Genomic DNA, 25,639 nt, shown 5'->3' with positions numbered 1-25,639 from the left:
CCTGAAACGGAAGAGTGCGGACCGCTGCAACAGAGCCGCGGCGGTCCGCTAATCTTCAGATCATAGCACAGGCGGCAGTCGTTCGAGACGACAACCCTTCATGTACGACTTTGTTGGCGCCGCAGATTTACGGCCAGCTTGCCGCACGTATTTCGGAGTTCATCGGCGTAGTCTCTCAGGCCAAGGGCGTCGAGTGCTTCTGAACAGAAATACAAGCAGCCGATGACGTAGGTGAGCGTCGAAGTATCCTTGTTCTTAGAATTCAATGTGTCCTCCCATCTCCATCCATTATCTGAGCGAGGCAGGTCACGGTCGCAATCTGCCATAATGGTCAGGGGCGCGTCAGGTAACTGACCGGCTCCGGCTTGCCTTGGCGCTCCCGCTCGGCCAAACCCAACCCATGCGCAGCTTTCCCACGCCGCTCCCGATCGACGCCGTCCTGCCGGACATCGCCGGCGCGCTGGCCGGCCGCGCGGCCGCGGTGCTGGTCGCGCCGCCCGGCGCGGGCAAGACCACGCGCGTTCCGCTCGCCCTGCTGGACGAAGGCTGGACCACCCTCGCCGGCCGGCCCGGCAAGCTGATCCTGCTGGAGCCGCGCCGGCTCGCCGCCCGCGCGGCGGCCAGCCGCATGGCGGCGACGCTGGGCGAGCAGGTGGGCGACACCGTCGGCCTGCGCGTGCGGCTCGGATCCAAGGTCGGGCCGCGCACCCGCATCGAGGTGGTCACCGAGGGCGTCTTCGCCCGCATGATCCTGGACGACCCGGAGCTCGCCGGCGTCGCGGCCGTGCTGTTCGACGAGTTCCATGAGCGCTCGCTGGACGCCGATCTCGGCCTCGCGCTGGCGCTCGACGCGCAGGCGGGGCTGCGGGAGGACCTGCGCATCCTGGTGATGTCGGCCACGCTGGACGGCGCACGGGTGGCGCGCCTGCTCGGCGACGCCCCGGTGATCCAGAGCGAGGGCCGGGCCTTCCCGGTCGAGACCCGCCATGTCGGCCGCGATCCGCGCCGGCGCATCGACGAGCAGGTCGCGGACCTGATCGTGACGGCGCTGCGGGCGGAGCCCGGGTCCATCCTGGCCTTCCTCCCCGGCCAGGGCGAGATCCGCCGCGTCGCCGGCATGCTGGCCGAGCGCATCCGCGACCCCGCCGTCGACATCGCGCCGCTGTTCGGCGCCATGGAGCAGCGCGACCAGGACCTCGCGGTGCAGCCGGCGCAGCCCGGCCGCCGCAAGGTCGTGCTGGCGACCTCCATCGCCGAGACCTCGCTGACCATCGAGGGCGTGCGCGTGGTGGTCGACAGCGGGCTCGCCCGCACGCCGCGCTACGAGCCCGCCATCGGGCTGACGCGGCTGGAGACCGTGCGCGTCTCGCGCGCCGCCGCCGACCAGCGGCGCGGCCGCGCCGGGCGCACCGCGCCGGGCGTCTGCTACCGGCTGTGGGAGGAGGCCTCCACGGGCGCGATGGAGCCCTTCGCGCCGGCCGAGATCCTGAGCGCGGACCTGTCCGGCCTCGTGCTGGATTGCGCCGCCTGGGGCGTCTCCGATCCCACCACCCTGCCCTTCCTGGACCCGCCGCCCCGGCCGGCGCTGGCGGAGGCGCGGGCGCTGCTGACCGAGATCGACGCGCTCGACGCGCAGGGCCGGCTCACCCCGGAGGGCAAGCTGATCCGCGGCCTGCCGCTGCCGCCTCGCCTCGCCCGCATGGTGGCCAGCGCCGCCGGGCGCGGGCAGGCCGCGCTGGCGGCCGAGATCGCGGCCGTGATCACCGAGCGGGGCCTGGGCGGCGACTCCGCCCATCTCGGGCATCGGCTCGACGCGTTCCGGCGCGACCGCGGCCGGCGGGCGGAGGACATGCGCCGCCTCGCGCGGGGCTGGTGCGAGGCGGTCGGGGCCTCGTTCCGGCCCGGCGACGTCTCAGAGGCCGGGGCCGTGCTGGCGCTCGCCTATCCGGACCGGATCGCCAAGGCCCGCGGGGCGCCGGGCGCCTTCGTGATGGCCAATGGGCGGGGCGGGCAGGTGGAGCCGCACGACGCTCTGGCGCGCGAGCCCTTCCTGGCCGTCGCCGAGATCGCGGGCGGGGCCGCCGCCGCCCGCATCCTGCTGGCCGCGCCCATCGACCTTGCGACCATCGAGGAGGAGTTCGCCGGCCACATCCAGACCACCGACGACCTCGCCTTCGATCGACAGGCGGCCGCGTTGCGGGCGCGCCGGGTGCGGCGGCTGCAGGCGCTGACGCTGTCGGAGCAGACCCTCCCGACGCCGGCGACGCCCGAGGCCGCGCAGGCGCTGGCGCGCGGCGTCGCGTCGCTCGGCGTCGGCCGCCTGCCCTGGACCAAGGCGCTGGCGCAATGGCGCAACCGCGTGACGTTCCTGCGCCGCGCCGACCCCAGCTGGCCGGACCTGTCGGACGAGGCCCTCGCGGGGTCGGCGGCCGAGTGGCTGGCGCCCTTCATCGAGGGGCGCGCCGGCCTGGCCCAGATCACCACGGACGATCTCGACCGCGCCCTGAAGGCGCTCGTGCCCTGGGACATGGCGCGCCGCCTCGACGCCGAGGCGCCGACGCATTTCCAGGCCCCCACGGGCAACAACGCGGCCATCGACTACGAGGCCGAGGAAGGGCCCGTGCTGGCCATCCGGGTGCAGGAGCTGTTCGGCCTGAAGCAGCATCCGGCCGTCGCGAACGGCCGCCTGCCGCTGGTGCTGCACCTCCTGTCGCCGGCGCACCGCCCCATCCAGATCACCCGCGACCTGCCGGGCTTCTGGCGCGGCTCCTGGGCGGCCGTGAAGGCCGACATGAAGGGCCGCTATCCCCGCCACCCCTGGCCGGACGATCCCGCCGAGGCGGCCCCCACCGCCAGGGCCAAGCCGCGCGGGACGTGAGAGGTTCTCGACCGTCGGGACCCAGGACCAGATGGGCCACTGCCGATCCCCGTCATCCCCGGCGGCGCGCAGCGCCGGGACGGGGATCCAGGAGGGTCCGGCACGTGAGCCCATCGCCCGGCCTTCCTGGATCCCCTTCCCGCGCCTGCGGCGCGCCGGGGATGACGGGCGTCGAGTCCGCGCCAATAAAACTTGCAACGGCTACGCGGACACGTGCGACGCCTTGCGGCGCATGGCGCCGAAGCCCGCGACGACGAGATCCGCCGTGGCCTGATTGCAAGCCATCGGGATGTCGTAGACGAGCGCCAGCCTCGTCAGGGCCTTGACGTCCACGTCGTGCGGATGCGGCGAGAGCGGGTCGACGAAGAACACCAGCCCGTCGAGCCGCCCCTCGGCGATCAGCGCCCCGATCTGCTGGTCGCCGCCGAGCGGGCCGCTCTTCATCAGGGTGACGGCCAGGTCGGGACAGCGCTCCATGATGCGTGTGCCGGTGGTCCCCGTCGCGACGAGCTCGCAGCGCTTCAGGTCGTCGCGATGCCGCTCGGCCCAGGCCACCATGGCGGCCTTCTTCTGGTCGTGCGCGATGAGGGCGAGGCGGAAGCGGGACATGGGACCACCGAGGCCGGGACAGCCTCCTCTATGCGGCGCCCCGCTTGGCGGTGGCAAGTGCTTCGCCCGCGCTCAGTTTCCCCAGCGCTGCTGCCACTGGCGCTCGCCGAAGAAGCAGGCGCTTCTCGGCTCCGTCGCCTGGGCCGGGATCACCCGCGCGGGCCACCGCGACGGCGGGGCGAGCGCGACCTCCAGCAGGATCTTGGTGCGGATCGCCTCGATGAAGTGGCCTCTTTCGCGGATGGGGATCACGAAGGACCCCGGGCCGCCGATCACGCAGTCGCGATAGTATTCGTCGAGGTTCTCCACCTCCGGAAAGCCGCCATTGGGGCGGTTGAGCATGATGGGCAGCCCGTTGATGGTGACGCCCTTGGCGAGCGCCTCGTCCCTCGCCGCGGTGACCGGCCGGCCCTGGTTGTTGGAGCCGTCGCCGGAGATGTCGACCACCTGCTTCAGGCCGCGATAGTCGTTCTTGTCGAAGAGCGGGACGGCGAAGTCGATCGCCCCGGAGATCGACGTGCGGTAGAGGCGGCGGATCGGCTTGGCGGCGAGCTGGGCCGTGAACTCCACGGCGCTCTCGCGCCCGTCGATCACCATCCAGTCGGCCACGACCTCCTGGGTGTTGACGCCGGCCCACTCCACATAGGTGACGGCGATCTTGCCGTTGACGCCCTTGCGGATGGCGTCGATCACCTCGGGCGAGCGCAGCGCCTCGATATAGCCCTGCCGCTGCAGGGCCTGCTCCTCCGGGTCCATCGAGTAGGAGATGTCCACCGCCAGGACGAGTTCGACATCGACCTCGTTCGCGCCGTCCCGGGCCTGCGCGGGGGCGGGCTGGAGCGCCATCGCCGCAAGCGCCAGCAGGGCGAAGCCCGCCGCCCGGGCCGCGAAGCCGAGGGCTCGCAGGCGCGCGGGACGGCGTTTCTCATGGGCGCGATGCGAGAACGTGCGGCGGTCCGGCATGGCGCCCTCCGTGACATGGCCCCTGACGCAGTGTGCCACCTGAGATTGTCCGCGCCAATGGGCTGCTCCTGCGATGTTTGCGCGCTTCACCTCGGCAGGGCGGCATGCCATCCTACAAGGCGTAAACGGCTCTTTTTCTCGAGACCTGGCATTGAAGGGGACATTGCACATGCGGACCGTGATCCTGGGGATGGCCGCCGCCATCGTGATGAACGGCGCGGCCTTGGCGCAGGGCCAGGCCCTCAAGCCCGCGATCGTCTATGATCTCGGCGGCAAGTTCGACAAATCCTTCAACGAGGGCGTCTATAACGGGGCCGAGCAGTTCAAGAAGGACACGGGCGTCGACTATCGCGACTTCGAGATCCAGAACGACGCGCAGCGGGAACAGGCCCTGCGCCGGTTCGCGCGGGATGGCTTCTCCCCCATCGTGGCGGTCGGCTTCAGCCAGGCGAGCGCGGTCGAGAAGGTCGCCAAGGAATTCCCCAACGCGAAGTTCACGCTCATCGACATGGTGGTGGACGCGCCGAACGTGCAGTCCATCGTGTTCAAGGAGCATGAGGGCTCGTTCCTGGTCGGCCTCCTGGCCGCCAAGGCGTCCAAGACCGGCAAGGTCGGCTTCGTGGGCGGCATGGACATCCCGCTCATCCGCAAATTCGCCTGCGGCTACGTCCAGGGCGTGAAATACGCCAACCCCTCCGCCGAGGTGCTGCAGAACATGACGGGCACCACCGGCGCGGCCTGGAACGATCCCGTGAAGGGCGGCGAACTCGCCAAGGCGCAGATCGACCGGGGGGCGGACGTGATCTACCACGCGGCGGGCGGCACGGGCGTGGGCGTGCTGCGCGCCACCGCCGACGCGGGCAAGCTCGGCATCGGCGTCGACTCCAACCAGAACATGCTGCATCCCGGCAAGGTCCTGACCTCGATGACCAAGCGGGTCGACGTGGCGACGATCGACTCGTTCAAGGCCGCCAAGGACGGGACCTGGAAGCCCGGCGTCACCGTGCTGGGGCTGAAGGAGAACGGCGTCGGCTGGGCCCTCGACGACAACAACAAGGCCCTGATCACGCCGGACCTGAAGGCCGCCGCCGACAAGGCCGCCGCCGAGATCGTGTCGGGAAGCCTCAAGGTCCACGACTACATGGCCGACCAGAAGTGCCCGTGAGGGCGTAGCCGCAAAGCCGCGGTCGCGCGCCGCCCAGACCCCTCATCCTGAGGAGCCGTGCGCCAGCATGGCGTCGCGAAGGACGAGGGCGTCGTGGGACGCTGGCTGGGCGGGACCGAAGCCAGGTTGGGCGCCCGTCGGCCTTTTGAGATAACGATTCCTGCATGAACGCCGCGCCCGCCCCTCCCCTCGCCATCGAACTCGTCGGCGTCGACAAGCGCTTCGGCGAGGTGCACGCCAACAAGGCCGTGGATCTCGCGGTGCGAAAGGGCTCGATCCACGGCGTCGTCGGCGAGAACGGCGCCGGCAAGTCGACGCTGATGTCGATCCTGTACGGGTTCTACGAGGCCGACGCCGGCGAGATCCGGATCAACGGCGCGCCGACCCGCATCCGCTCGCCGGGCGAGGCGATCGCGGCGGGGATCGGCATGGTGCACCAGCACTTCATGCTGGTGGAGCCGTTGTCGGTGACCGACAACGTCATGCTGGGCGCCGAAGGCGGGCCGCGCCTCGCCGCCGGGGCCAGGCAGGTGCGGGCGAAGCTCGCGCGGCTGGCCGCCGACTACGGCCTGGCGCTCGATCCCGACGCCGTGGTGGGCGACCTGCCGGTCGGGCTCCAGCAACGGGTGGAGATCGTCAAGGCGCTGGTCAGGGGCGCCGACGTCCTCGTCCTCGACGAGCCCACCGCGGTGCTGACGCCCGACGAGGCGGACGGGCTTTTCCGGCTCCTGCGGATCCTGGCCGACGAGGGCAAGACCATCATCCTGATCACCCACAAGCTGCGCGAGATCATGGCGGTCACCGACCGCGTCTCGGTCATGCGGCGGGGCGAGATGGTGGCCACGCTGGACACCGCCGCCACGTCGCCCCCGGAGCTCGCCGAAGCGATGGTGGGCCGGCGGGTGCTGCTTCGGGTGGAGAAGGCGCCCGCGGCGCCCGGCGCGGCGGCTCTGGTCGTCGAGGGCCTGCAGGTGCGGGACGCGCGCGGCTCGCTGCGCGTCGACGGCGTGTCGCTGACGGTGCGGGCGGGCGAGATCGTCGGCATCGCCGGCATCGCCGGTAACGGCCAGAGCGAACTTCTCGAAGCGCTGGCCGGAATGCGGCCGATCGCGGCCGGCGCGATCACGCTGGAGGGCGCGCCGCTGGGCCGCCAGGACCTCGACCCCGCGCGGCTGCGGGCCCGCGGCCTGCTTCACGTGCCGGAGGATCGCCTGCGGACCGGCCTCGTGCCGTCCTTTGAGGCCTGCGAGAGCGCCATGCTGGGCTTCCAGCGGGAGGCCTGCTACGGGGCCGGCCTGCTGCTGGACCGCGCCGCCATCGTGGCGCACGCCCGCGCCGAGATGGAGGACTACGACGTCCGCCCCCGGTCGCCGACGCTGAAGACCTCGAAATTCTCCGGCGGCAACCAGCAGAAGATCGTTCTCGCCCGCGAGATCGAGCGCGGCCCGAAGGTGCTGCTGGTCGGCCAGCCGACGCGCGGCGTGGACATCGGCGCCATCGAATTCATCCACCGCAGGCTGATCGCGCTGCGCGACGCGGGGGTGGCGATCCTGCTGGTCTCGGTGGAGCTCGAGGAGATCATGGCCCTGGCCGACAGGATCGTGGCGATGTGCGGCGGGCGCATCACCGGCGAGCGGCTTGCCGGGCGCACCAACGAGCGCGACCTCGGCCTGCTGATGGCCGGCGTGTCGGACCGGGCCGCATGAGCGCCGCCCCGCTCGAGCTGCCCCGCTGGGCCGACTACGCGCTGGTCCCGATCCTGGCGGTCGCCACCTCCTTCCTGGCCGCCGGCCTCGTGGTGCTGGCGATCGGCGAGAACCCGCTGGAGGCCACCGCCATCATGCTGCGCGGCGCGCTCGGCACGGGCGAGGGGATCGGCTTCACGCTCTACTACGCCACCAACTTCATCTTCACGGGCCTCGCCGTCGCGGTGGCGTTCCACGCCGGCCTGTTCAATATCGGCGGCGAGGGCCAGGCCGCCCTGGGCGGGGTGGGGGCGGCGCTGGTCTGCCTTCGCTTCGAAAGCCTGCCGGCCTGGGCGCTGATCCCCCTGGCGAGCCTCTCGGCCGCGTGCTTCGGCGCGCTCTGGGCCCTGATCCCGGCCTATCTGCAGGCCAGGCGCGGCAGCCACATCGTCATCACCACCATCATGTTCAACATGCTGGCCTCCGCGCTGCTGGTGTATCTCCTGGTGAGCGTCATCGGGCGGCCGGACTCCATGTCGCCCGAGACGCGGACCTTCGGCCCCAACGCCCATGTGCCGTTCATGCATGTGATGGCGGCGGGCCTGGGCTGGTCCATCCCGGCGACGCCGCTGAACGCGTCCTTCCTGCTGGCCCTGGCGGCCTGCGCGGCCCTGTGGGCGCTGATCTGGCGCACGCGGCTCGGCTTCGCCATCCGCACCGTGGGGGCGAACCCCTCCGCGGCGCTCTACGCCGGGATCTCGATCAGCCGCATCACGGTGATCGCCATGCTGATCTCGGGCGGGCTCGCGGGCCTGCTGGCCGTCAACGAGATCATGGGCGTGCAGGATCGGCTGCTGCTGGAGTTCACGGCCGGCTACGGCTTCATCGGCATCGCGGTCGCCCTGATGGGCAGGTCGCATCCGGTGGGAATCATCCTGGCCTCCGTGCTGTTCGGCGTGATGTACCAGGGAGGCGCGGAGCTGGCCTTCGACAAGCCGGCGATCACGCGCGACATGATCGTCACGATCTCGGGCCTGGTGATCCTGTTCGCGGGCGCGCTGGACGGGATCTTCCGTGGACCGCTCAGCCGCGCCTTCGCGGCCCGCCGCCGCGCGGGGCCCTGAGCATGGACCTCGCCGGCGTCGCCATCGCGATCTTCGACTCCGGCGTGCGCCTCGCCGCGCCGCTGCTCTTCGCCTGCCTGGCGGGGCTCTGGTCGGAGCGGGCCGGGGTCGTCGACATCGGGCTGGAGGGCAAGATGCTGGCCGCCGCCTTCGCGGCCGCGGCGGCCTCCCATGCGACCGGGAGCGCCTGGGCGGGGCTCGGCGCCGGCGTCGCGGCTTCGGTCGCGCTGGGCCTGGTGCATGGATTCGCCTCCATCACCCAGCGCGGCAACCAGATCGTGTCGGGCGTGGCGCTCAACATGCTGGCCGCCGGGCTCACCGCGCTCATCGGCAACGCCTGGTACCGGCAGGGCGGCCGCACGCCGCCGCTGGAGGGCGCGATGCGCTTCGAGCCGCTGAGCCTGCCCGGCGCGGCCCAGCTTCGCGACACGCCGGTGCTCGGCCTGCTCTACAGCGAGGTCGTGTCGGGGCAGACCGTGCTGATCTATGTCGCGCTCGCCGCCGTGCTGGCGACCGCCGTCGTGCTGAAGCGGACGCGTTTCGGCCTGCGCATCCGCGCCGTGGGCGAGAACCCGGCCGCGATCGACACGGCCGGCATCTCGGTGACGGGGCTGCGCTATGCGGCGGTCGTCATCGCCGGCGTGCTGTGCGGGCTCGGCGGCGCCTATCTGTCGCTCGCCCAGGCGGCCGGGTTCCTGCCGCAGATGACGGCCGGCAAGGGCTTCATCGCCCTGGCGGCGCTGATCTTCGCCAAGTGGCGGGCCTGGCCGGCGCTCGGCGCCTGCTTTCTGTTCGGCCTCCTGGACGCCGTGGCCATCCGGCTGCAGGGCGTCAGCCTCCCCGGAATCGGACTGGCGCCGGTGCAGGCGATCCAGGCCCTGCCCTACGCGCTGACCGTCATCCTTCTGGCGGGTTTCATCGGCAAAGCCATCCCCCCAAGGGCCTCCGGCCTGCCCTATGTGAAGGAACGCTGATGAGCATCGAGGGCCCCGCCGACCTGCTGGCCGCGGCCGTCGCCGCGCGCGAGCACGCCTATGCGCCCTATTCGGGCTACCGTGTGGGCGCCGCCGTCCGCGGCGCTTCGGGGCGCGTCTATGCGGGCGTCAACGTGGAGAACGCGTCCTATCCGGTCGGCGTCTGCGCGGAGGCCAGCGCCCTCTCCGCGATGGTGCTGGGCGGGGATGTGAGCCTGGTCGAGATCGCCGTGACGGCGGAGGGCGCGGCGCTCGTCACGCCCTGCGGGGCGTGCCGCCAGCGCATCTTCGAATTCGGCGGTCGCGACGCCCGCGTGTGGGCTGCGGACACGCAAGCCTACCGGCGCAGCTTCACCGCCGAGGAGCTTCTCCCCTTCGGGTTCGGGCCGCACGCCATGCAGCCCCGGGACCCCCGCTGATGCAGGACATCCGAATGCCCGATCGTTGCGCCGACGCCATCGCCCTGCTGCAGCCGAAGGTGGGCGGCCCTGGCAGCATCGCCGTGATCCTGGGGACCGGCCTCGGCGGCGTCGCGGACGCCGTGACGGACGCGGTCGCGATCCCGTACGCCGACATCCCGGGGTTTCCCCGCAGCGCCGTGTCCGGCCATGCCGGGCGCCTCGTCATCGGCAGGCTGGAAGGCCGCCGGGTGATCCTGCTGCAGGGGCGCAGCCACTACTACGAAACCGGCGACGCCGGCGCGATGCGCACGCCCATCGAGACCTTGTCGCGCCTGGGCGTGTCCACCATCGTGATCACCAACGCCGCGGGGGCTATCCGAAAGGACGCCCAGCCCGGGAATCTGGCGCTGATCAGCGACCACATCAACCTGACCGGCGCCAACCCGCTGATCGGCGATACGGATGACGGGCGGTTCGTCTCCATGACGGACGCCTACTCGCCGCGGCTGAGGGCCCGCATCAAGCGCGCCGCCACGCAGGCCGGTGTGAAGTTGCATGAAGGCGTCTATTGCTGGGTGTCGGGCCCGAGCTTCGAGACGCCCGCCGAGATCCGGATGATGCGCACCCTCGGGGCGGACCTGGTCGGGATGTCCACCGTGCCGGAGGTGATCCTGGCGCGGCGCTTCGGGATCGACGTCGCCGGGATCTCGGTGGTGACGAACCTGGCCGCCGGCATGGAGGGCGCGAGCCCCTCGCATGGCGAGACCAAGACCGTGGCCTCGACCGGCGGAATCGTGCTGAAACGGCTGTTGCTGGCGTTCCTGAAAGGGCTGGACGATGTCTGAAGCTGCAGTCGACACGGCCCGGCGGCTGATCGGCCTCCTCGACCTGACCAATCTGGAATCCAATTGCGGGCCCGGCGAGGTCAAGGCGCTTTGCGGGCGGGCGGTGGGGCCGCACGGCCATGTCGCGGCGGTCTGCCTCTGGCCGCAATTCGTCGGCGAGGCGTCGCGCGCGCTGCGCGACACCGGCGTGCGGATCGCCACCGTGGTCAATTTCCCCGCCGGCGGGGAGGACCTCGAGCGCGTCCTCGACGACATGGGCGAGGCCCTCGGCGACGGCGCGGACGAGATCGACCTCGTGCTCCCCTACCGGGCCTTCCTGCGCGGCGAGGCCGACGTCGCGGCCGGCATGGTGCGCGAGGCCAAGGCGGTGCTGCAGGGCGGGCAGCAGCTGAAGGTGATCCTGGAGACGGGCGCCTTTCCGGACCAGGCCAGCGTGGCGGAGGCCTGCCGCCTCGCGATCGACGCGGGCGCCGACTTCCTGAAGACCAGCACGGGCAAGATCGCCGTCTCGGCGACCCTGGAGGCCGCCGGGACGATGCTCCAGGCCATCAAGTCGTCCGGACGGCCGGTCGGCTTCAAGGCGGCCGGCGGAATCCGCACCTACGAGGACGCGGCCGCCTATGTGAGCCTGGCCGAGCGGATCATGGGCCCGGGCTGGGTCGCCCCCACCACCTTCCGGATCGGAGCCAGCGGGCTGCTGGCGGCCCTGATCGCCGTCATCGAGGGCGGCGCGCCCTCGCCCGCCCCGAACGCCTACTGAGGTCGCCGTGATCCCGCAGGAAATCATCCGCCGCAAGCGCGACGGAGCGGAGCTGACCGCCGAGGAGATCGCCTTCGTGATCCGCGGCCTGACCAGCGGCGCGGTGACGGAGGGCCAGGCCGCCGCCTTCGCGATGGCCGTGTTCTTCCAGGGCATGACCATGGACGAGCGCGTGGCGCTGACGCGGGCCATGGTGGACTCCGGCGTCACCATGGTGTGGCCGGACCTGCCCGGCCCGGTCCTCGACAAGCACTCCACCGGCGGCGTCGGCGACAATGTCAGCCTGATGCTGGCGCCGGCCGTGGCCGCCTGCGGCGGCTATGTGCCGATGATCTCCGGCCGCGGCCTCGGCCATACGGGCGGCACGCTCGACAAGCTCGACTCGATCCCGGGCTATCGCTCGCAGCCCGACAACGAGCTGTTCCGCCGCGTGGTCGCCGACGTCGGCTGCGCCATCATCGGCCAGACGGAGAACCTCGCGCCCGCCGACAAGCGGCTCTACGGCATCCGCGACGTCACCGCGACGGTGGAGTCCATCCCGCTCATCACGGCCTCGATCCTGTCGAAGAAGCTCGCGGCCGGGCTCGACGGGCTGGTGATGGACGTGAAGACCGGCAACGGCGCGTTCATGCCAACCTTCGAGCTCTCGGCCGAACTGGCCGAAAGCCTCGCCGAGGTGGCGACCGGGGCGGGCCTGCCGACCACCGCCCTGCTGACCAGCATGGACGAGCCGCTCGCCAGCGCCGCCGGCAACGCCGTGGAGGTGATGAACGCGGTCGCCTACCTGACCGGCGAACACCGGGGAGCCCGGCTGCACGAGGTCGTCGTCGCGCTCGGGGGAGAGATGCTGCTGCTTGGCGGCCTGGCGGACTCGATCGAGGACGGCTGGGCCCGCATCGACGCCGCCATCATGTCCGGCGCGGCCGCGGAGACTTTCGGCCGCATGGTGCGGGCGCTCGGCGGGCCCGCCGATTTCGTGGAGAGAGCCCGGGATCACCTCCCGGCGGCCGAGATCGTCCGGGTGGTCGCGAGCGAGCGTGCGGGCTTCGTCGCCGAGATCGACACGCGGGCGGTGGGCGTGGCCGTCATCCGGCTGGGCGGGGGCCGCACTCGCCCGCAGGACGCGGTGGACCACGCCGTGGGATTCTCCGACCTCGCCGGCGTCGGCGCCCGGATCGCGCCCGGCGAACCGCTCGGGACCGTCCATGCCCGCACGGAAGCGGCGGCCGACGCCGCGCAGGCGGCGTTGCTGGCCGCCTATCGGCTCGGCGACGAGGAACCGGAGGTCACGCCCGCCGTGGTGGCGCGTTTCGAGACGGAAAGCTCTGGACCGTGAGCTGAGCCCCACCGATGATGCAGGGGGGCTGACGACGCCCGCGCCCGTTCGGGGCGACGGATAAGGGCTGGACGGCGATGACGATCTTGGTGGCCATCAAGGGCTGGGACGCGGAGCAATGGGTCGCCCGGCTCAGGAGCAAGCTCCCCGAGCGGAGCGTCGTGGTTCCGGGCGAACCCTTCGACCGGCGGGCCGTGCACTACGCCGTGGCCTGGAAGGCGCCGGCGGGCGCGTTCGCGGGCCTGCCGAACCTGGAGGCGATCTTCTCGCTGGGGGCGGGCGTCGACCATCTGCTCGGCGATCCTAAACTGCCGGACGTGCCGATCCTGCGCGTCGTCGATCCCGACCTGACGAACCGCATGAGCGAATATGTGGTGCTGCACTGCCTCAAGATCCTGCGGCAGCAGATGCGCTATGTGCGGCAGCAGCAGGAGCGCGTCTGGGACGACGACGACGCCCAGCCGGCTGCGCGCCACGTGCGCGTCGGCGTTCTGGGCCTCGGCGTGCTGGGGCGGGACGCGGCGCGCAAGCTGCAGGTCATGGGATTCGACGTGGCCGGGTGGAGCCGCAGCCCCAAGAGGCTGCCCGATCTGGCCACGTTCTCCGGGGACGACGGCCTCGCGCCCTTCCTGGCCCGGACCGACATCCTGGTCTGCCTCCTGCCGCTCACCGACGACACGCGCGGCCTGATCGACCGCAAGCTCCTCGGCGGGCTGGCGCGGGACGGCCGCGTCGGCGGCGCCCATCTGATCAACGCCGGCCGCGGCGGGCTGCAGGTGGAGAGCGACATCCTGGCCTGCCTGGACGAAGGCGCGCTCGCGAGCGCCACGCTCGACGTCTTCGAGACCGAGCCGCTGCCCTCGGCGTCGCCGCTCTGGGCGCATCCGCGCGTGACCGTCACGCCGCACAACGCGGCGATGTCGGAGCCCGAGGCGATCATCTCGCTGGTGGCGCAACAGATCCGGCGCCACGAGGGCGGCCAGCCCTTCGAGCACGCGGTCGACAGAACGGTCGGCTACTAGATCATGCTGTGTTTCGACGGAAACACAGCATGATCTCGTTTCCTGGTGGTCGCATGCTTCGGCGCGAAAAGCCGGTGTCCACCTTTTCGCAGCATGCTCGGAGATCAAAACCGCTTGAAGCTGGTCACGTCCGCGCCCGTGGCGTCGAGGATGCGCGCCCGCGCCTCGGCGAAGGGCTCCGCCACCACCAGCATGTGGTGGCCGTTGGCGTGCAGGAGCGTCTGGGCGTCCTGCATGATCCCGACATGGCCCTTCCAGAACACCAGGTCGCCGCGCTCGAGCGCGTCGTTCCTGAGGTCCGGGAGCGGCCTTCCGCAGCCGCGCTCTTGCATGTCGCTGTCGCGCGGCGCGGCCACGCCGCAGGCCGCCAGTGAGAGTTGCACAAGCGCCGAGCAGTCCAGGCCGAGGCTGGTGCGTCCGCCCCACAGATAGGGCGTTCCGACGAAGGTCGACGCGACGGCGACGTAGTCCGCCTCGCGTGAGGCGAGCGGCGCAAGATGGGCGGCGAACACGAAGCCGCCGGCGTCCGTCAGCGCGAACGGGCCCTGGCGGTCGAGCACGCGCAGCCGCGCGCCGATGGACAGCGCCATCAGGGGCGTCGTCTTGATGCTCGGACCCGGATAGACGAAGGTCCTCAGCGTCGCGACGCGGTGATCGGCCTCGTCGCCGGCGGGCGACAGCGCCTCGGCCGACAGCCAGCCCACATAGTCGTCCGTCTGAACCTGTCCCCAGGCCCAGCCTTCTTCGGTGGTCTCGTAGACGGCCACGCGCTCGCCGAAGAGGACCTCCGTGTCCACCGGCGCGTCAGGCGCGGGAGACCGCCTCAGCCAGGCCGACGGCGCGCAGACCCGCATCAGCCGCGGCTCGACGAAGCGGGCGGACTCCACCTGGCCGGCCAGATGCGCGGCCGCCAGATCGGGCCGGACGGGAGTGATGCGCCGGTCGAAGCTCGTCATCGGGGCAGTTCCTTGGCTCGGGCCACGATCATGTCGCCGAGTTTCTCAACATACAACGCACCCTTTACGGTTCGCTGCACGACCACGTTGCGGCGGTCCAGATCGTCGCGCTTGCGCGACACGATCTCCATCTTGCCCATGGTGTCCAGGGCGCGCGTGATGGCGGGCTTGGTCACGCCGAGCTTCTTGGCCAGACCCCGCACGGTGTGCGGCGGGGCGTCGAGATAGATGGACAGCAGGATGGCGGTCTGGCGGGCGGACAGGTCCTGCTCGCCGTCGCGAACCTGGTCGAGGGTGACGTCGCGCCAGAGATTCAACGCCTGAAGTGGTCTGAGCAACGCAGACATGGTGGAACCCGATCGTTTCGGCTCCCAAACGTCTCACTCAACCCGCCGCCCATGCAAGCCTCCCCGCACGTCAGGGTTAAGTTCGGGAGCCGTAGCGCTTCTGCACGAGCTCGAAGACGAGGCGCGCCGCCTGGGGCTCGCCGCCCTCCGGACGCCCCGGCTTGCCCGACGGCGTCCAGCCATAGATGTCGAAATGCGCGTAGGCCTTGGTCTTCTCGACGAAACTGCGCAGGAACAAGGCCGCCGTGACCGAGCCCGCGAAGGACCCGCCGATATGGTTGATGTCGGCCACCTTGGAATCCAGCATCGTCCGGTAGGGCTTCCAGAGAGGCAGGCGCCAGACCGGGTCGTTCACCGCCTCCGCGGCCGCGGCGACCTGGGCCGCGAGGGCCTCGTCGTCCGTGTAGAAGGGCGGCAGATCCGGGCCGAGCGCGACCCTCGCCGCGCCGGTGAGCGTGGCGAAGTCGAGCAGGAGCTCCGGTTCGTCCTCGTCGGCCAACGCGAGCGCGTCGGCGAGGATCAGGCGGCCTTCCGCGTCCGTATTGCCGATCTCGACCGTGGGTCCCTTGCGGCTCGGCAGGACGTCGCCGGGGCGGAAGGCGGAGCCCGAAATGGCGTTCTCGACGGCCGGGACGATGACGCGCAGGCGCACGGGGAGCTTGGCCTCCATGATCATCCAGGCGGCCGCCAAGGCGGTGGCCGCGCCGCCCATGTCCTTCTTCATCAGCAGCATGGAGGCGTCGGGCTTGATGTTGAGGCCGCCGGTGTCGAAGCAGACGCCCTTGCCGACGAGAGTCACCTTCGGATTGAAGGTCTCGCCCCAGGTCAGGTCGATCAGGCGCGGCGCCCGGCTGGAGGCGCGCCCGACCGCGTGCACCATCGGGAAGTTCTGGGCCAGCAGGTCGTCGCCGACGGTCACCTCAAGGCCCGCCCGGTGCTTGCCGGCGAGCGTCCGCGCCGCCTGCTCGAGTTCGGCGGGGCCAAGATCGTTCGCCGGCGTGTTGATGAGGTCGCGACCCATCGCGACCGCCGCGGCGATGCGCTCCAGCCCAGCGCCGTCCAGCCGCTCGGGGGCGACGATCCGGATGTCGGCGGACGACGCCGCCGCGCGATAGCGCGTGAACGCGTAGGAGCCGAGCAGCAACGCCAGGACCGCGCTGGGGGCGACGTCGTCCGGCAGGCTGTAGCAGCCGGAGGGCAGCGCGGAGGCGAGCCGGCCCGCATGGAAGGGGTCGCGCCGGCCTGCGGCTGCGTCGTCGCCGAACAGGACGGCGGCGATCCGGCCGTCGGAACCCGGCGCCAGCAGGACGGAGCCCGGCGCCGCCGCAAAGCCGCTGGCCTCCGCGAAGGCGGCCGCGACCGGCCCCAGCGCCGTCGCCCGCTCACGCCAGTCGCCCGGCCCCACGAACCAGATGGGCGCGCAGGGTTCTGAGCCTGTGTTCGGGACCAGCTTGATCATCGGGGCCTCGTGCGGGTGAACGGCCCCCAGCTCTTAGCACGCCGCCGGGACCCGGCAAGCGTGAGCGGGCGGGCGCTGGCCGACCTGTCCTGCGTGTGCGCGGGCCGTTTTAACCCAACATTAGGCTTAACGAGTCATTGATGAGCGTGGTCGGGGCGCCTCGTTCGCCCTCGGAGTATCCCATGCCCGCCGCCCCCCTCCCTGTTTCGCGCCGGCTTCGGCCCCTCCTCCTGGCCTGCGTCGGCCTCGCCGCTCTCGCCGTCACAGGTTGCAAGAAAGACGGACCCGATTCGACCGGGTCGCTGGCCGCCTCGGCGCCGCGCAGCCAGGACGCCTGGCGCGTCGCGGCCGACGACCTCGGCAAGAGGTACGACGCCAAGCCGGGCGACAAGACCGTCTCGCTCAGCTACGCGCACGCGCTCCGCATGATCGACCAGCGCCAGCAGGCCGTCGCCGTCCTGCAGGCCGCCGCGCTGAAGGCCCCGCGCGACTCTGAGATCCTGTCCGCGTATGGCAAGGCGCTGATCGAAGTCGGCCAGCTGCAGCAGGCCCGCGACGTGCTCGCCAAGGCGCACACCCCCGAACGCCCCGACTGGCGGGTGCTCTCCGCGCAGGGCGCGGTCGCCGACCAGCTGGGCGACCACGGCGAGGCCCAGTCGCTCTACGAGAGCGCGCTTCGCCTGCGCCCGGAGGATCCGGGCGTGCTCTCCAATCTCGGGCTCTCCTATGCGCTGTCCAAGCGGCTGCCCGAAGCCGAGGCGGTGCTGCGCCGCGCGGCGGCGTCGCCGGCGGCCGACACGCGCGTCCGGCAGAACTTCGCGCTCGTCCTCGGCCTGCAGGGCAAGTTCGCCGAGGCGGAAGCGATCGCGCGGCGCGACCTCGCGCCGGTCGAGGCGGCCCAGAGCGTGTCCGCCATGAAGCAGATGGTGGCGCAGCCGAACAGCTGGGCCCAGATCCGCAAGCTGGACGGCAAGGCCGGCCAAGCGGGCGCCCCGGCCGCCGCCAGGACCGCGTCCACGGACCCCGGGGCGAAGTCCGCCGCCGGAGGCACGACGGCCGCCAGGAAGGTGGGCGCCCCCAAGCCGGGCCCGGCGCTGGACCTGACCGCGCAGACCGCCGTCGACTGACGGCGCCCAAGACCGAGGCTTCTCACCAGAAAGGCCGGGCCCTCGCGGGCGCCGGCCTTTTCGTCGTCCTGGAACGGCCTCCGGATCAGGAAGCCCCTTCGATGCGCCTCAGGCTAATTCCATTCGAACACCTGGATCAGCGCCGGCGTGATAATCACGATGATCAGCACGGGAAGGAAGAAGGCGATCATCGGCACGGTCAGCTTCGGCGGCAGGGCGGCGGCCTTCTTCTCGGCCGCGTTCATGCGCTCGTCGCGGCCTTCCTGGGCGAGCACCCGCAGGGCCTGGCCCAGCGGCGTGCCGTATTTCTCCGCCTGGACGAGAGCCGTCGAGACGCTCTTGACCACTTCCAGGCCAGTCCGGGTCGCGAAATTCTCGAAAGCCTTGCGCCGGTCCGGCAGGTAGGACAGCTCCGCCGTAGTCAGCGACAGCTCTTCGGCCAGCGGGACCGACTGCGAGCCGATCTCCAGGGCCACCTTGCGGAAGGCGTGCTCCAGCGACATGCCGGCTTCCACGCAGATCAGGAGCAGGTCGAGCGCGTCGGGGAAGGCCATCCGCATGCTGGCCTGGCGCTTGGTGATCTTGTTCTTCAGGAAGATCTCTGGGGCTTTGATGCCGATATAGGCGCCCGCGATGACGATGCCGCCCTTGATCAGCGCTCCCTGGTCCGTCTCCCACAGAACGAAGGAGTAGAACGCCGCCGATATCAAGCAGATGATCGGCATGACCAGACGGAAGAACAGGAAGGCGACCTCCGCCTGAGGTCCCCGATACCCCGCCTGGTTCAGCTGGACCTTGGCCGTCTCGGTTCCCAGCCACTTGTCGAGGTTGAACTGGTCGACGACCTGCTTCATCTGCGCCTTGGGGGCGTAGCGCAGCGAGACCTTCTCGTTCGAGCCGCCGCCGCGTCCGAGACGCTCGCGCTCGCGCGCGCGGATCTGGTCGCGCTCCACGGACACATCGCGCATGCGCCGCTGCAGGCGGTCCGTCTCGAGATACGGCATGGCCAAAGTCAGCACCGCCGCGGCCGCCGCGATCGCGGCGAAGATCATGACGAGGAACTTCGGGTCGCTCAGCTTAAGGACGAGCGCAGTCATCATGTCAGGCCCTCCCTAGATGTCGAAGCTGATCATCTTCTTCATGACGAATATTCCGGTGGCCATCATCGCCGCCGCGATGGCCAAGAAGATGCGCCCGTGAATCGTCGTCCATAGGAGAGAGATGTAGTCCGGTGTCGTGGCGTACACGGAAAAGCCGACGAAGATGGGCAGCGAGCCGATGATAAGCCCCGAGACTTTCGCCTCCATGCTCATGGCGGAGACCTTGCCCCGCATCTTCTTGCGGTCACGGATCACGCGCGAGAGGTTGCCGAGAACCTCCGACAGGTTGCCGCCCGACTTCTGCTGCACGGCGATGACGATGCCGAAGAAGTTCGCCTCCTGGACGGGGACCCGCTCATAGAGCTTGGCGACGGCGTCGCCGATGGACACGCCCATGGCTTGGGTTTCGACGATCTGTCGGAACTCGCTCCGGACGGGCTCGGCCGCTTCGGAGGCGATCATGCGGATGCAATCGCCCAGCGGGAGACCGGAGCGCAGGCCACGCACGATGACGTCCATGGCGTTGGGCAGCTCGTTGATGAACTTGGCCATCCGCCGCTTGCGCAGGAAATTCAGGATCCAGCGGGGCAGTCCCATGCCGCCGATGAAGGCTCCCGCGCCGCCGACGAAGGGATTGTCGCTGACGAAATAGAGCAGCGCGCCCAGCACGGCTGCCAGTATGAGACTGAAGATGGTGAACTTCTTTTTGTCCCAGTCCAGGCCGGCCTGGAGCATGCGCCGTTCGAGGGAGATCTTCGAGGCCTTGTTCTGCTGAGCCTCGATCTCCTTCAGGCTGTTCGTCACCTTTTCGCGGCGGGCGAGAGCGGATGCGGCGGGGTCGCGCCCAGCAAGCATCTGCCGGTCCGAGGTGACCAGCGCGCGCTGGCGCTTCTCGCCCCTGATCTCGCCGGACAGGTAGGGATAGATCAGCGCGTAGGCGGCGCCGCCCACCGCCAGCGCGGCGAGCAGTCCGATCGCCAGTTGGGTCATGTTCATCGCCGCGTCCTCCGCGACCGATCAGGCGATCTTGGCATCGTCGACTTCTTCCATGCCGTCGAGGGCCGCCGCGAGGCGGTGCTCCTCGTTGTAGTATCGCGCCCGCTCCCACATGCGGGGGCGGCCGATGCCGGTCGACTGATGGCGGCCGATGAGGCGGCCGGAGGGATCCTCGCCCAGGATCTTATAGACCATGATGTCCTGGGTGATGATGGTGTCGCCCTCCATCCCCATCACCTCGGTGATGTGGGTGATGCGGCGCGAGCCGTCGCGAAGGCGAGCAGCCTGCACGATGATGTCCACCGACGAGCAGATCATCTCGCGGATGGTGCGCGACGGCAGCGTGAAGCCGCCCATCGTGATCATCGATTCAATGCGCGACAGCGCCTCGCGCGGCGAGTTGGCGTGCAGCGTCCCCATCGAGCCGTCATGGCCCGTGTTCATGGCCTGGAGCAGATCGAACGCCTCCGGGCCGCGGACTTCGCCGACGATGATGCGCTCGGGACGCATGCGCAGGCAGTTCTTGACGAGGTCGCGCATGGTGACCGCGCCACTCCCCTCCAGGTTGGGCGGGCGCGTCTCCAGGCGCACCACATGCGGCTGCTGGAGCTGCAGCTCCGCGGCGTCCTCGCAGGTGATGATGCGCTCGTCGTCCTCGATATAGCGGGTCAGGCAGTTCAGCAGCGTGGTCTTGCCCGAACCGGTGCCGCCCGAGACGACGACGTTGCAGCGCACGCGGCCGGCGATCTGCAGGATCTGGGCGCCTTCCGGGCTGATCGAGCCGAACTTGGTCAGCTGGTCGAGGGTCAGCTTGTCCTTCTTGAACTTTCGAATCGTGAGCGCGGCGCCGTCGATGGCCAGCGGCGGGGCGATCACGTTGACGCGCGACCCGTCGGGCAGGCGCGCGTCGCAGATCGGCGAGGATTCGTCCACGCGTCGTCCGACCTGGCTGACGATGCGCTGGCAGATGTTCATCAGCTGCGCCGCGTCGCGGAAACGCGTGTTGGTGAGCTGGATCTTGCCGGAAACTTCGATATAGGTCCGATCCGGGCCATTCACCATGATGTCGGCGATGTCGTCGCGCGACAGGAGCGGCTCCAGCGGCCCGTAGCCGAGCACGTCGTTGCAGATGTCGTCGAGCAGCTCCTCCTGCTCGGCGATCGACATCACCAGGTTCTTGAGCGCGATGATCTCGTTGACGATGTCGCGGATTTCTTCGCGCGCGGCGTCGCTCTCCAGCTTGCTCAGCTGCGACAGGTCGATCGCCTCGATGAGGGCGCCGAAGATCGTACTCTTGGTCTGGAAATAGTCATCCGACTTCGTCCTGTCGGGGGCGGCCGAATGGGACTTGGGCGGCGACGGCGCGGCGACGTCGAGATGCGGCACGGTCAGGGGCGGCGGCTCGCTCAGGCGCACCCCGGCGGGCGCAGGCGAAAGGCCGCCGCCGGGCTTCATCGTTCCTGGACTGGAGCGCTTGCCGAACATGCTGTTTCCTTATGACGACCCGGCGTTTCGGACTGGTGAACGCCGGTCCTTCTGGTGAACGTCAAATTTTCGAATCAACCCTTGGCTCGCGCCAGCCGGCTGAGGAAGGGCGGCAGCCGAGACCGACTTGGCTTCTTGACCTCCGACCGGCCCATGAGGGTCCTGGCGAGATCGAGGATCGATTCGGTGATCCGGCCATTGGCCTGGATCTCGGCGATCATCTGGCCGTTGTTGGCCGCCGTCCCGAACAGATGCGGGTCGAACGGGATCACGGCCGAAGGCTCGCAATCGAGCGCCTTGGCGAACTCTCCCACCCCGATCTCGGGCCGCTTCGGCACCCCCAGCATGTTGATGACGAGCTTCGGCCGATGATCGTTGGTCCGGGTCTGCCGCAGCACATCCATCAGGATCTTGGCGTTGCGCAGGTTGGCGAGGTCCGGCGCCGCCACGATGGCGATGTCGTCCGCCCCGATCAGCTGCCGCCGGGCCCAGGCCGTCCACTGGTGCGGGATGTCGAGGACGACGCAGGGCGTCGACGCCCGCAGGATGTCGATCGCCCCGTCGAAGCTGGTTTCCGGGAAGTCGTAGAGCCGGTCCAGCGTGGCGGGCGCGGCGAGCAGGTGCAACTGCTCGGAGCATTTGGACAGCAGCCGATCCATGAAGGCCGCGTCCAGCCGCTCCGGCGCGAAGACGGCCTCTGCGATGCCCTGCGGCGGGTCCTGGTTGAAGTTCAGGCCGGCGGTGCCGAAGGGCAGATCGAGATCGGCGATCACGGTCGCGGTGGACAGGCCCCGCGAGATCGCCCAGGAGAGGTTGTGCGCGATCGTGGACGCGCCCACGCCGCCCTTGGCGCCGATCACCGCCAGCGTCCGCCCGACAGGATCGGCTCCCGGAGCATGGTAGAGCTCCGAGACCGACCTGATGAAGCCCAGCGTCGTGATGGGGGCGATCAGGTAGTCGCTGACGCCGCGGCGCAGCAGCTCGCGGTACAGGACGACATCGTTGAAATGGCCGATCACCACGACCTTGGTGCCGGCGTCGCAGCTCTCGGCGAGCTCGTCGAGGGAGCTCAGCAGCTTGGCGCCGTCGCCTTGCGCGTATTCGAGGATGACCAGGTTGGGGGTCGCGGCGGTCCTGTAGACCTCCACGGCGGCCTGCGCGCCGCCCATCTGAACCTTGAGATGCGCCTTGTCCATCCGCCGGTCGGCGTTGGCTTCCTCGATGGTCCTCGCGACGGCCGAGGTCTCGCAGAAGGCCTGAATCGCGATCCGCGGAACGGGTCCGATATGCCCGGCATCAGACGCGTCGTGCGTCCGGGCCGCGGCCGACATGCTCTCTCTGGCCATCAGTTTCCTGCCCCGTTCACGGCCGCAGCTTCCGTCTTCCACGAGGTGCTCGGGTCGGAGCCCTTGCGGGCGTCGTCGAACACCTTCATGCGCTTGACGACGTCGGACCGCTCCTCGACGCGCGCGCGCTGGAGGTCGAGCGGATCGGCGACCTGGTTGGCCAGGGCGGTCTGGCTGGCGCAGCCGAAATTGTAGTAATCCCGGTTCTGCCAGCCCTCGATCGTCCCCGCCGTTCCGCCGACGTCGGTGCGGAACTGGCCGCACTCGGAGGTGACTTTCGCCTGCAGCTTGCTGAACACCAGCCGGACCGGGCTGGCCAGGGAGTTGCCGGGTCCCGGGTAGCTCTGCACCTGCAGATAGGCGCGGCTGACGCCCGCGGCCGCGAGGGCGGACCGGACCGCGTCCGCTCCGCGGCGGGACGCCGCCGGCGCGTTCGGCTCGACCGGGACCAGGACGGTCATCGGCCCACGGCCGGACCGGCGATACTCCGCCGCGAAGGCCCGCAGGTCCTCCGCCTGGCGGGCGTCGAGGCCGGTCATGTTCCGGCTGATGAACAGGTCCAGCGTGTTGGGCGCGTAGGTGAGCGCGATCGGGTGACGGACCCGGTAGTCGGCCGGAAAGATGGAGGCGGTGACCTCGCCGTCGGCCCTGCACCCGGCCGCCATCGCGGAGGCCGCCAGGACCACTCCGAGCGCCGCTGCACGGGACCGGGCTGCAGTGTTGGACATGATGAGCTTACCCATGAGGACGTTGAGGGGTCGTGTGGTCGGCCGGGAGCGCATGGGGTCCTCCATCACTCGACCACGAAGCCGGCTCGGCCCTTGTAGGCGGCCCGGGCGGATCCGGCGCCGTTGACGCCGTAGATCCGGTTCAGCTGCCCCAGCAGGATCGCCTGCGGGTCCGTGGAGTCGGCGAAGCCGTCGGTCGGTCGGGCGACCTCCTGGGCGTTGGTGGGCTTGGCGATGTAGGGCGTGACCGTGATGAGGAGTTCGGTCTCCTCGCGGATGTAGTCGCGAGAGCGGAACAGCGCGCCCAGGATCGGCAGGTTCATCAGGCCGGGCAGCCCGTTGATGGTCTGGCTGCTCCGGGTCTGCATCAGGCCCGCCGAGGCCAGCGTCGCGCCGGAGGGCAGCTCGACCGTGGTCTCCATCTTGCGGGTCTTGAAGGACAGCGCGACGATGCCGGTGGCGGTGTTGATCTGGTTGGACGGGTCGATGTCGGTGACGTCGGTCGACACGTGCAGGACGATCCGTCCCTCAGACATCACGATGGGGGTGAAGTTCAGGGCCACGCCCACCGTCTTGTACTCGATGCCGTAGATGCAGCGCGCGGTCCCGGCGTCGCAGGTCGTGGAGCCGGCGGTCGGGATCTGCCCACCGGCCGTGAACTTGGCGCTCTCGCCCGAGATGGCGGTGAGCGTGGGTTCGGCCAGCGTCTTCATGAGGCCGGCGCGCTCGGCCGCGTTCAGGGTGAACTTCGTCCCGTTCAGGGTCGCCGAGATGGCGTTGGCCGGAGGCGAGCTGAACGGATTATCCAGCCTGAGGGCGCCGGCGAAGTTGCCGAGCTGCCAGTTGCCGGTGATGTTGATGCCGAGCTGCTTGAGCACGTTGCGCTGGATCTCGGCGATCGTAACCTTGAGCATGACCTGCTCGCGGCCGCGGACCGTCAGCGAGTTGACGACGGTGCCGGTGACGCCTGTCGCTCCGACGAGGCTGGTTCCGACGAAGCCCTTGGCGATGTCCATGGCCTGGAGCGCGTCGCCCGCGGACGCGACGGTGCCGGTCAGCACGATCGTGTCCTGCACGGCCACGATGTTGACGTCGCTCGTCGGCATCGCGGTCTTCAGGATGCGCCTGAGAACGTTCAGGTCACGCCCGATATTCACGTCCAGATTGGCGATCTGCCTGCCTTCGGTGTCCATCACGACGACGTTGGTCTGGCCGTCGGCCGCGCCGATCACGAAGATCTTGCGCGTCGACCGGACGATCGCGTTGGCCACCTTGGGGTTGGCGACGAACACCTCCTTGGCGTCGCGCGGCAGGTCCACGATGACCGACTTGCCGATGCCGAGATCGATTCGCCGGGCCTGCCCGCCTTCGCTGTCGGACACCGTGATGGCGGGCGGCGATTGCTGGGCGTGCAGCGTCCCGGCCGGGCCGAGAGCGCCCAGCACCAGCGTGGCGATGGCGGCGTGGCGGCGGAACGCGGCGAGCAAAGACATTTTCATGATCGTATTTCCCTGTCCCGTCACCGCTGCGAGGACGTGCCGTAGCGAACGATGGTGAGGTTCACGTCTTCGGGCTTCACGATCTGCTCGTCGGTCTTGGAGATGTCCCGAAGGCTGCGGAGCGACAGGGAGAGTTGCCCCTGGCGCTGCGCCAGGGTCACGGTCTCGACCTGTCGCGGGTCGAGCTCCAGCGTCGCCGTCTCGCCGACGACGACCTTCTCGCCGTTCCGCTCCTGGATGTTCTGGCCGATCGCCAGGACCCTGATGTTGCGCAGCAGGGTTTCGCTCACGACCACGTCCGTTCCCTGGACCTTGGAGGCCGCGTCGTCCCGGTAGATCCGGATCACGTCGACCCTGTCGTTGGGGAGGATGAAGCCGCCGGCCGTGTTGGCGCCGCGGTTGTCGATCGTGATGGCGATGGCGCGGGATCCGGCGGGCAGCAGGGCGGAGAGCACGCCGGTCGTGTCGCTCTTGATCAGCTTTTCGCGCCGGACGGGCTCACCCGGCAGCATCGAGGCGCGGGCGATGGAGCCGGTGAAGTCCTCGACGCCGGTCGGCTGGGCCTGCCGGGTGATGAAGCCTTGTCCGGCGCCGTCAGCCGGCCAGGTCTGCCATTTGAGCTCCTTCGCGCCCACTGTCCCGCCAAGCGGGATCTCGACGGCCGAAACCAGCACCTCGACAGTCCTGATGGCCGGCGCCGCCTGTTGCACCGGCGGAGGAGCGGCGGGGTCGGAGCCTGACGCCAGATACGCCGCGACCGCACCGGCCGAGACGGCGATACCCAGGATGGCGAGACGCGCAGGGGTCATGTGAACCTGTCCAGATCGAACCGAG

At 70.2% G+C, this 25,639-nt stretch carries 23 protein-coding genes; 11 read left to right on the top strand and 12 right to left on the bottom strand.

The window, feature by feature from the left end; all coding sequences use genetic code 11:
* Positions 1-400 precede the first annotated feature (400 nt).
* Entirely contained in the window at positions 401-2,878 is a 2,478-nt protein-coding gene (hrpB, locus tag ABEG18_RS00705; protein ID WP_406856182.1) for an ATP-dependent helicase HrpB, read from the top strand.
* Positions 2,879-3,079: 201 nt separating this feature from the next.
* On the opposite strand, the gene ABEG18_RS00700 is transcribed toward hrpB, so the two are convergent.
* Complete coding sequence (locus ABEG18_RS00700; RefSeq protein ID WP_406856181.1) at positions 3,080-3,487, bottom strand: methylglyoxal synthase; 408 nt, start codon at positions 3,485-3,487, stop codon at positions 3,080-3,082.
* A 72-nt stretch (positions 3,488-3,559) separates the two neighbouring features.
* On the bottom strand, positions 3,560-4,333 hold the full coding sequence (locus ABEG18_RS00695; RefSeq protein ID WP_406858729.1) for a DUF1194 domain-containing protein: 774 nt from the start codon (positions 4,331-4,333) through the stop codon (positions 3,560-3,562).
* A 286-nt stretch (positions 4,334-4,619) separates the two neighbouring features.
* Between ABEG18_RS00695 and ABEG18_RS00690 the strand changes: the two genes are divergently transcribed.
* The 9 genes from ABEG18_RS00690 to ABEG18_RS00650 all read left to right on the top strand — a co-directional run bounded on the left by ABEG18_RS00690 (position 4,620) and on the right by ABEG18_RS00650 (position 13,762).
* On the top strand, positions 4,620-5,615 hold the full coding sequence (locus ABEG18_RS00690) for a BMP family protein (protein ID WP_406856180.1): 996 nt from the start codon (positions 4,620-4,622) through the stop codon (positions 5,613-5,615).
* A gap of 164 nt (positions 5,616-5,779) precedes the next feature.
* Positions 5,780-7,321 (top strand): ABC transporter ATP-binding protein, encoded by a 1,542-nt coding sequence (locus ABEG18_RS00685; RefSeq protein ID WP_406856179.1) that lies wholly within the window; start codon positions 5,780-5,782, stop codon positions 7,319-7,321.
* Entirely contained in the window at positions 7,318-8,424 is a 1,107-nt protein-coding gene (locus tag ABEG18_RS00680) for an ABC transporter permease (protein WP_406856178.1), read from the top strand. Before ABEG18_RS00685 ends, ABEG18_RS00680 begins: the two co-directional genes overlap by 4 nt.
* A 2-nt stretch (positions 8,425-8,426) precedes the next feature.
* On the top strand, positions 8,427-9,398 hold the full coding sequence (locus ABEG18_RS00675; protein WP_406856177.1) for an ABC transporter permease: 972 nt from the start codon (positions 8,427-8,429) through the stop codon (positions 9,396-9,398).
* Positions 9,398-9,817, top strand: coding sequence for a cytidine deaminase (gene cdd / locus ABEG18_RS00670; protein WP_406856176.1), 420 nt, complete (start codon positions 9,398-9,400; stop codon positions 9,815-9,817). Before ABEG18_RS00675 ends, cdd begins: the two co-directional genes overlap by 1 nt.
* Before the next feature lie 14 nt (positions 9,818-9,831).
* Entirely contained in the window at positions 9,832-10,644 is an 813-nt protein-coding gene (locus tag ABEG18_RS00665; protein ID WP_406856175.1) for a purine-nucleoside phosphorylase, read from the top strand.
* Positions 10,637-11,404 (top strand): deoxyribose-phosphate aldolase, encoded by a 768-nt coding sequence (gene deoC, locus ABEG18_RS00660; protein WP_406856174.1) that lies wholly within the window; start codon positions 10,637-10,639, stop codon positions 11,402-11,404. Before ABEG18_RS00665 ends, deoC begins: the two co-directional genes overlap by 8 nt.
* Before the next feature lie 7 nt (positions 11,405-11,411).
* A complete protein-coding gene (gene deoA / locus ABEG18_RS00655) occupies positions 11,412-12,740 on the top strand; it encodes a thymidine phosphorylase (RefSeq protein ID WP_406856173.1) in 1,329 nt (442 codons plus the stop codon).
* Between the two features lie 77 nt (positions 12,741-12,817).
* Positions 12,818-13,762, top strand: coding sequence for a 2-hydroxyacid dehydrogenase (locus tag ABEG18_RS00650; RefSeq protein ID WP_406856172.1), 945 nt, complete (start codon positions 12,818-12,820; stop codon positions 13,760-13,762).
* Between the two features lie 104 nt (positions 13,763-13,866).
* On the opposite strand, the gene ABEG18_RS00645 is transcribed toward ABEG18_RS00650, so the two are convergent.
* The 3 genes from ABEG18_RS00645 to ABEG18_RS00635 all read right to left on the bottom strand — a co-directional run bounded on the left by ABEG18_RS00645 (position 13,867) and on the right by ABEG18_RS00635 (position 16,524).
* Positions 13,867-14,718 carry a C40 family peptidase gene (locus tag ABEG18_RS00645; RefSeq protein ID WP_406856171.1) on the bottom strand — a complete coding sequence of 284 codons (852 nt, stop codon included), beginning with the start codon at positions 14,716-14,718 and terminating at the stop codon, positions 13,867-13,869.
* Positions 14,715-15,065, bottom strand: coding sequence for a MarR family transcriptional regulator (locus ABEG18_RS00640; RefSeq protein ID WP_406856170.1), 351 nt, complete (start codon positions 15,063-15,065; stop codon positions 14,715-14,717). Before ABEG18_RS00640 ends, ABEG18_RS00645 begins: the two co-directional genes overlap by 4 nt.
* 76 nt (positions 15,066-15,141) lie before the next feature.
* The gene (locus tag ABEG18_RS00635; RefSeq protein ID WP_406856169.1) at positions 15,142-16,524 is read right to left on the bottom strand and encodes a leucyl aminopeptidase family protein; all 1,383 of its coding nucleotides are present in this window, start codon (positions 16,522-16,524) and stop codon (positions 15,142-15,144) included.
* A 182-nt stretch (positions 16,525-16,706) separates the two neighbouring features.
* Here ABEG18_RS00635 and ABEG18_RS00630 point away from each other — a divergent pair, with 182 nt between their 5' ends.
* Positions 16,707-17,651, top strand: coding sequence for a tetratricopeptide repeat protein (locus ABEG18_RS00630; protein ID WP_406856168.1), 945 nt, complete (start codon positions 16,707-16,709; stop codon positions 17,649-17,651).
* A gap of 113 nt (positions 17,652-17,764) precedes the next feature.
* On the opposite strand, the gene ABEG18_RS00625 is transcribed toward ABEG18_RS00630, so the two are convergent.
* From ABEG18_RS00625 to cpaB, 7 genes are all read right to left on the bottom strand, one after another.
* Positions 17,765-18,751, bottom strand: coding sequence for a type II secretion system F family protein (locus ABEG18_RS00625; RefSeq protein ID WP_406856167.1), 987 nt, complete (start codon positions 18,749-18,751; stop codon positions 17,765-17,767).
* Positions 18,752-18,763: 12 nt separating this feature from the next.
* Positions 18,764-19,747 carry a type II secretion system F family protein gene (locus ABEG18_RS00620; RefSeq protein ID WP_406856166.1) on the bottom strand — a complete coding sequence of 328 codons (984 nt, stop codon included), beginning with the start codon at positions 19,745-19,747 and terminating at the stop codon, positions 18,764-18,766.
* 21 nt (positions 19,748-19,768) lie between these two features.
* Positions 19,769-21,232, bottom strand: a complete 1,464-nt coding sequence (locus ABEG18_RS00615) for a CpaF family protein (RefSeq protein ID WP_406856165.1) — start codon at positions 21,230-21,232, stop codon at positions 19,769-19,771.
* Positions 21,233-21,306: 74 nt separating this feature from the next.
* Positions 21,307-22,578: a CtpF protein gene (locus tag ABEG18_RS00610; protein WP_406856164.1), complete on the bottom strand. Its 1,272-nt coding sequence runs from the start codon at positions 22,576-22,578 to the stop codon at positions 21,307-21,309.
* Positions 22,578-23,306 (bottom strand): CpaD family pilus assembly protein, encoded by a 729-nt coding sequence (locus ABEG18_RS00605; RefSeq protein ID WP_406856163.1) that lies wholly within the window; start codon positions 23,304-23,306, stop codon positions 22,578-22,580. Before ABEG18_RS00605 ends, ABEG18_RS00610 begins: the two co-directional genes overlap by 1 nt.
* 65 nt (positions 23,307-23,371) lie before the next feature.
* Positions 23,372-24,805, bottom strand: coding sequence for a type II and III secretion system protein family protein (locus ABEG18_RS00600; protein WP_406856162.1), 1,434 nt, complete (start codon positions 24,803-24,805; stop codon positions 23,372-23,374).
* Between the two features lie 20 nt (positions 24,806-24,825).
* Positions 24,826-25,614, bottom strand: coding sequence for a Flp pilus assembly protein CpaB (cpaB, locus tag ABEG18_RS00595; protein ID WP_406856161.1), 789 nt, complete (start codon positions 25,612-25,614; stop codon positions 24,826-24,828).
* Between the last annotated feature and the right edge of the window lie 25 nt (positions 25,615-25,639).

It is taken from the genome of Alsobacter sp. KACC 23698 (genome assembly GCF_045348435.1).
In the GTDB taxonomy this organism is placed as follows: Bacteria; Pseudomonadota; Alphaproteobacteria; order Rhizobiales; family Beijerinckiaceae; genus Alsobacter.
The sequence above is the reverse complement of the archived record's forward strand: the minus strand, read 5'-3'. Positions and strand labels throughout refer to the sequence as shown.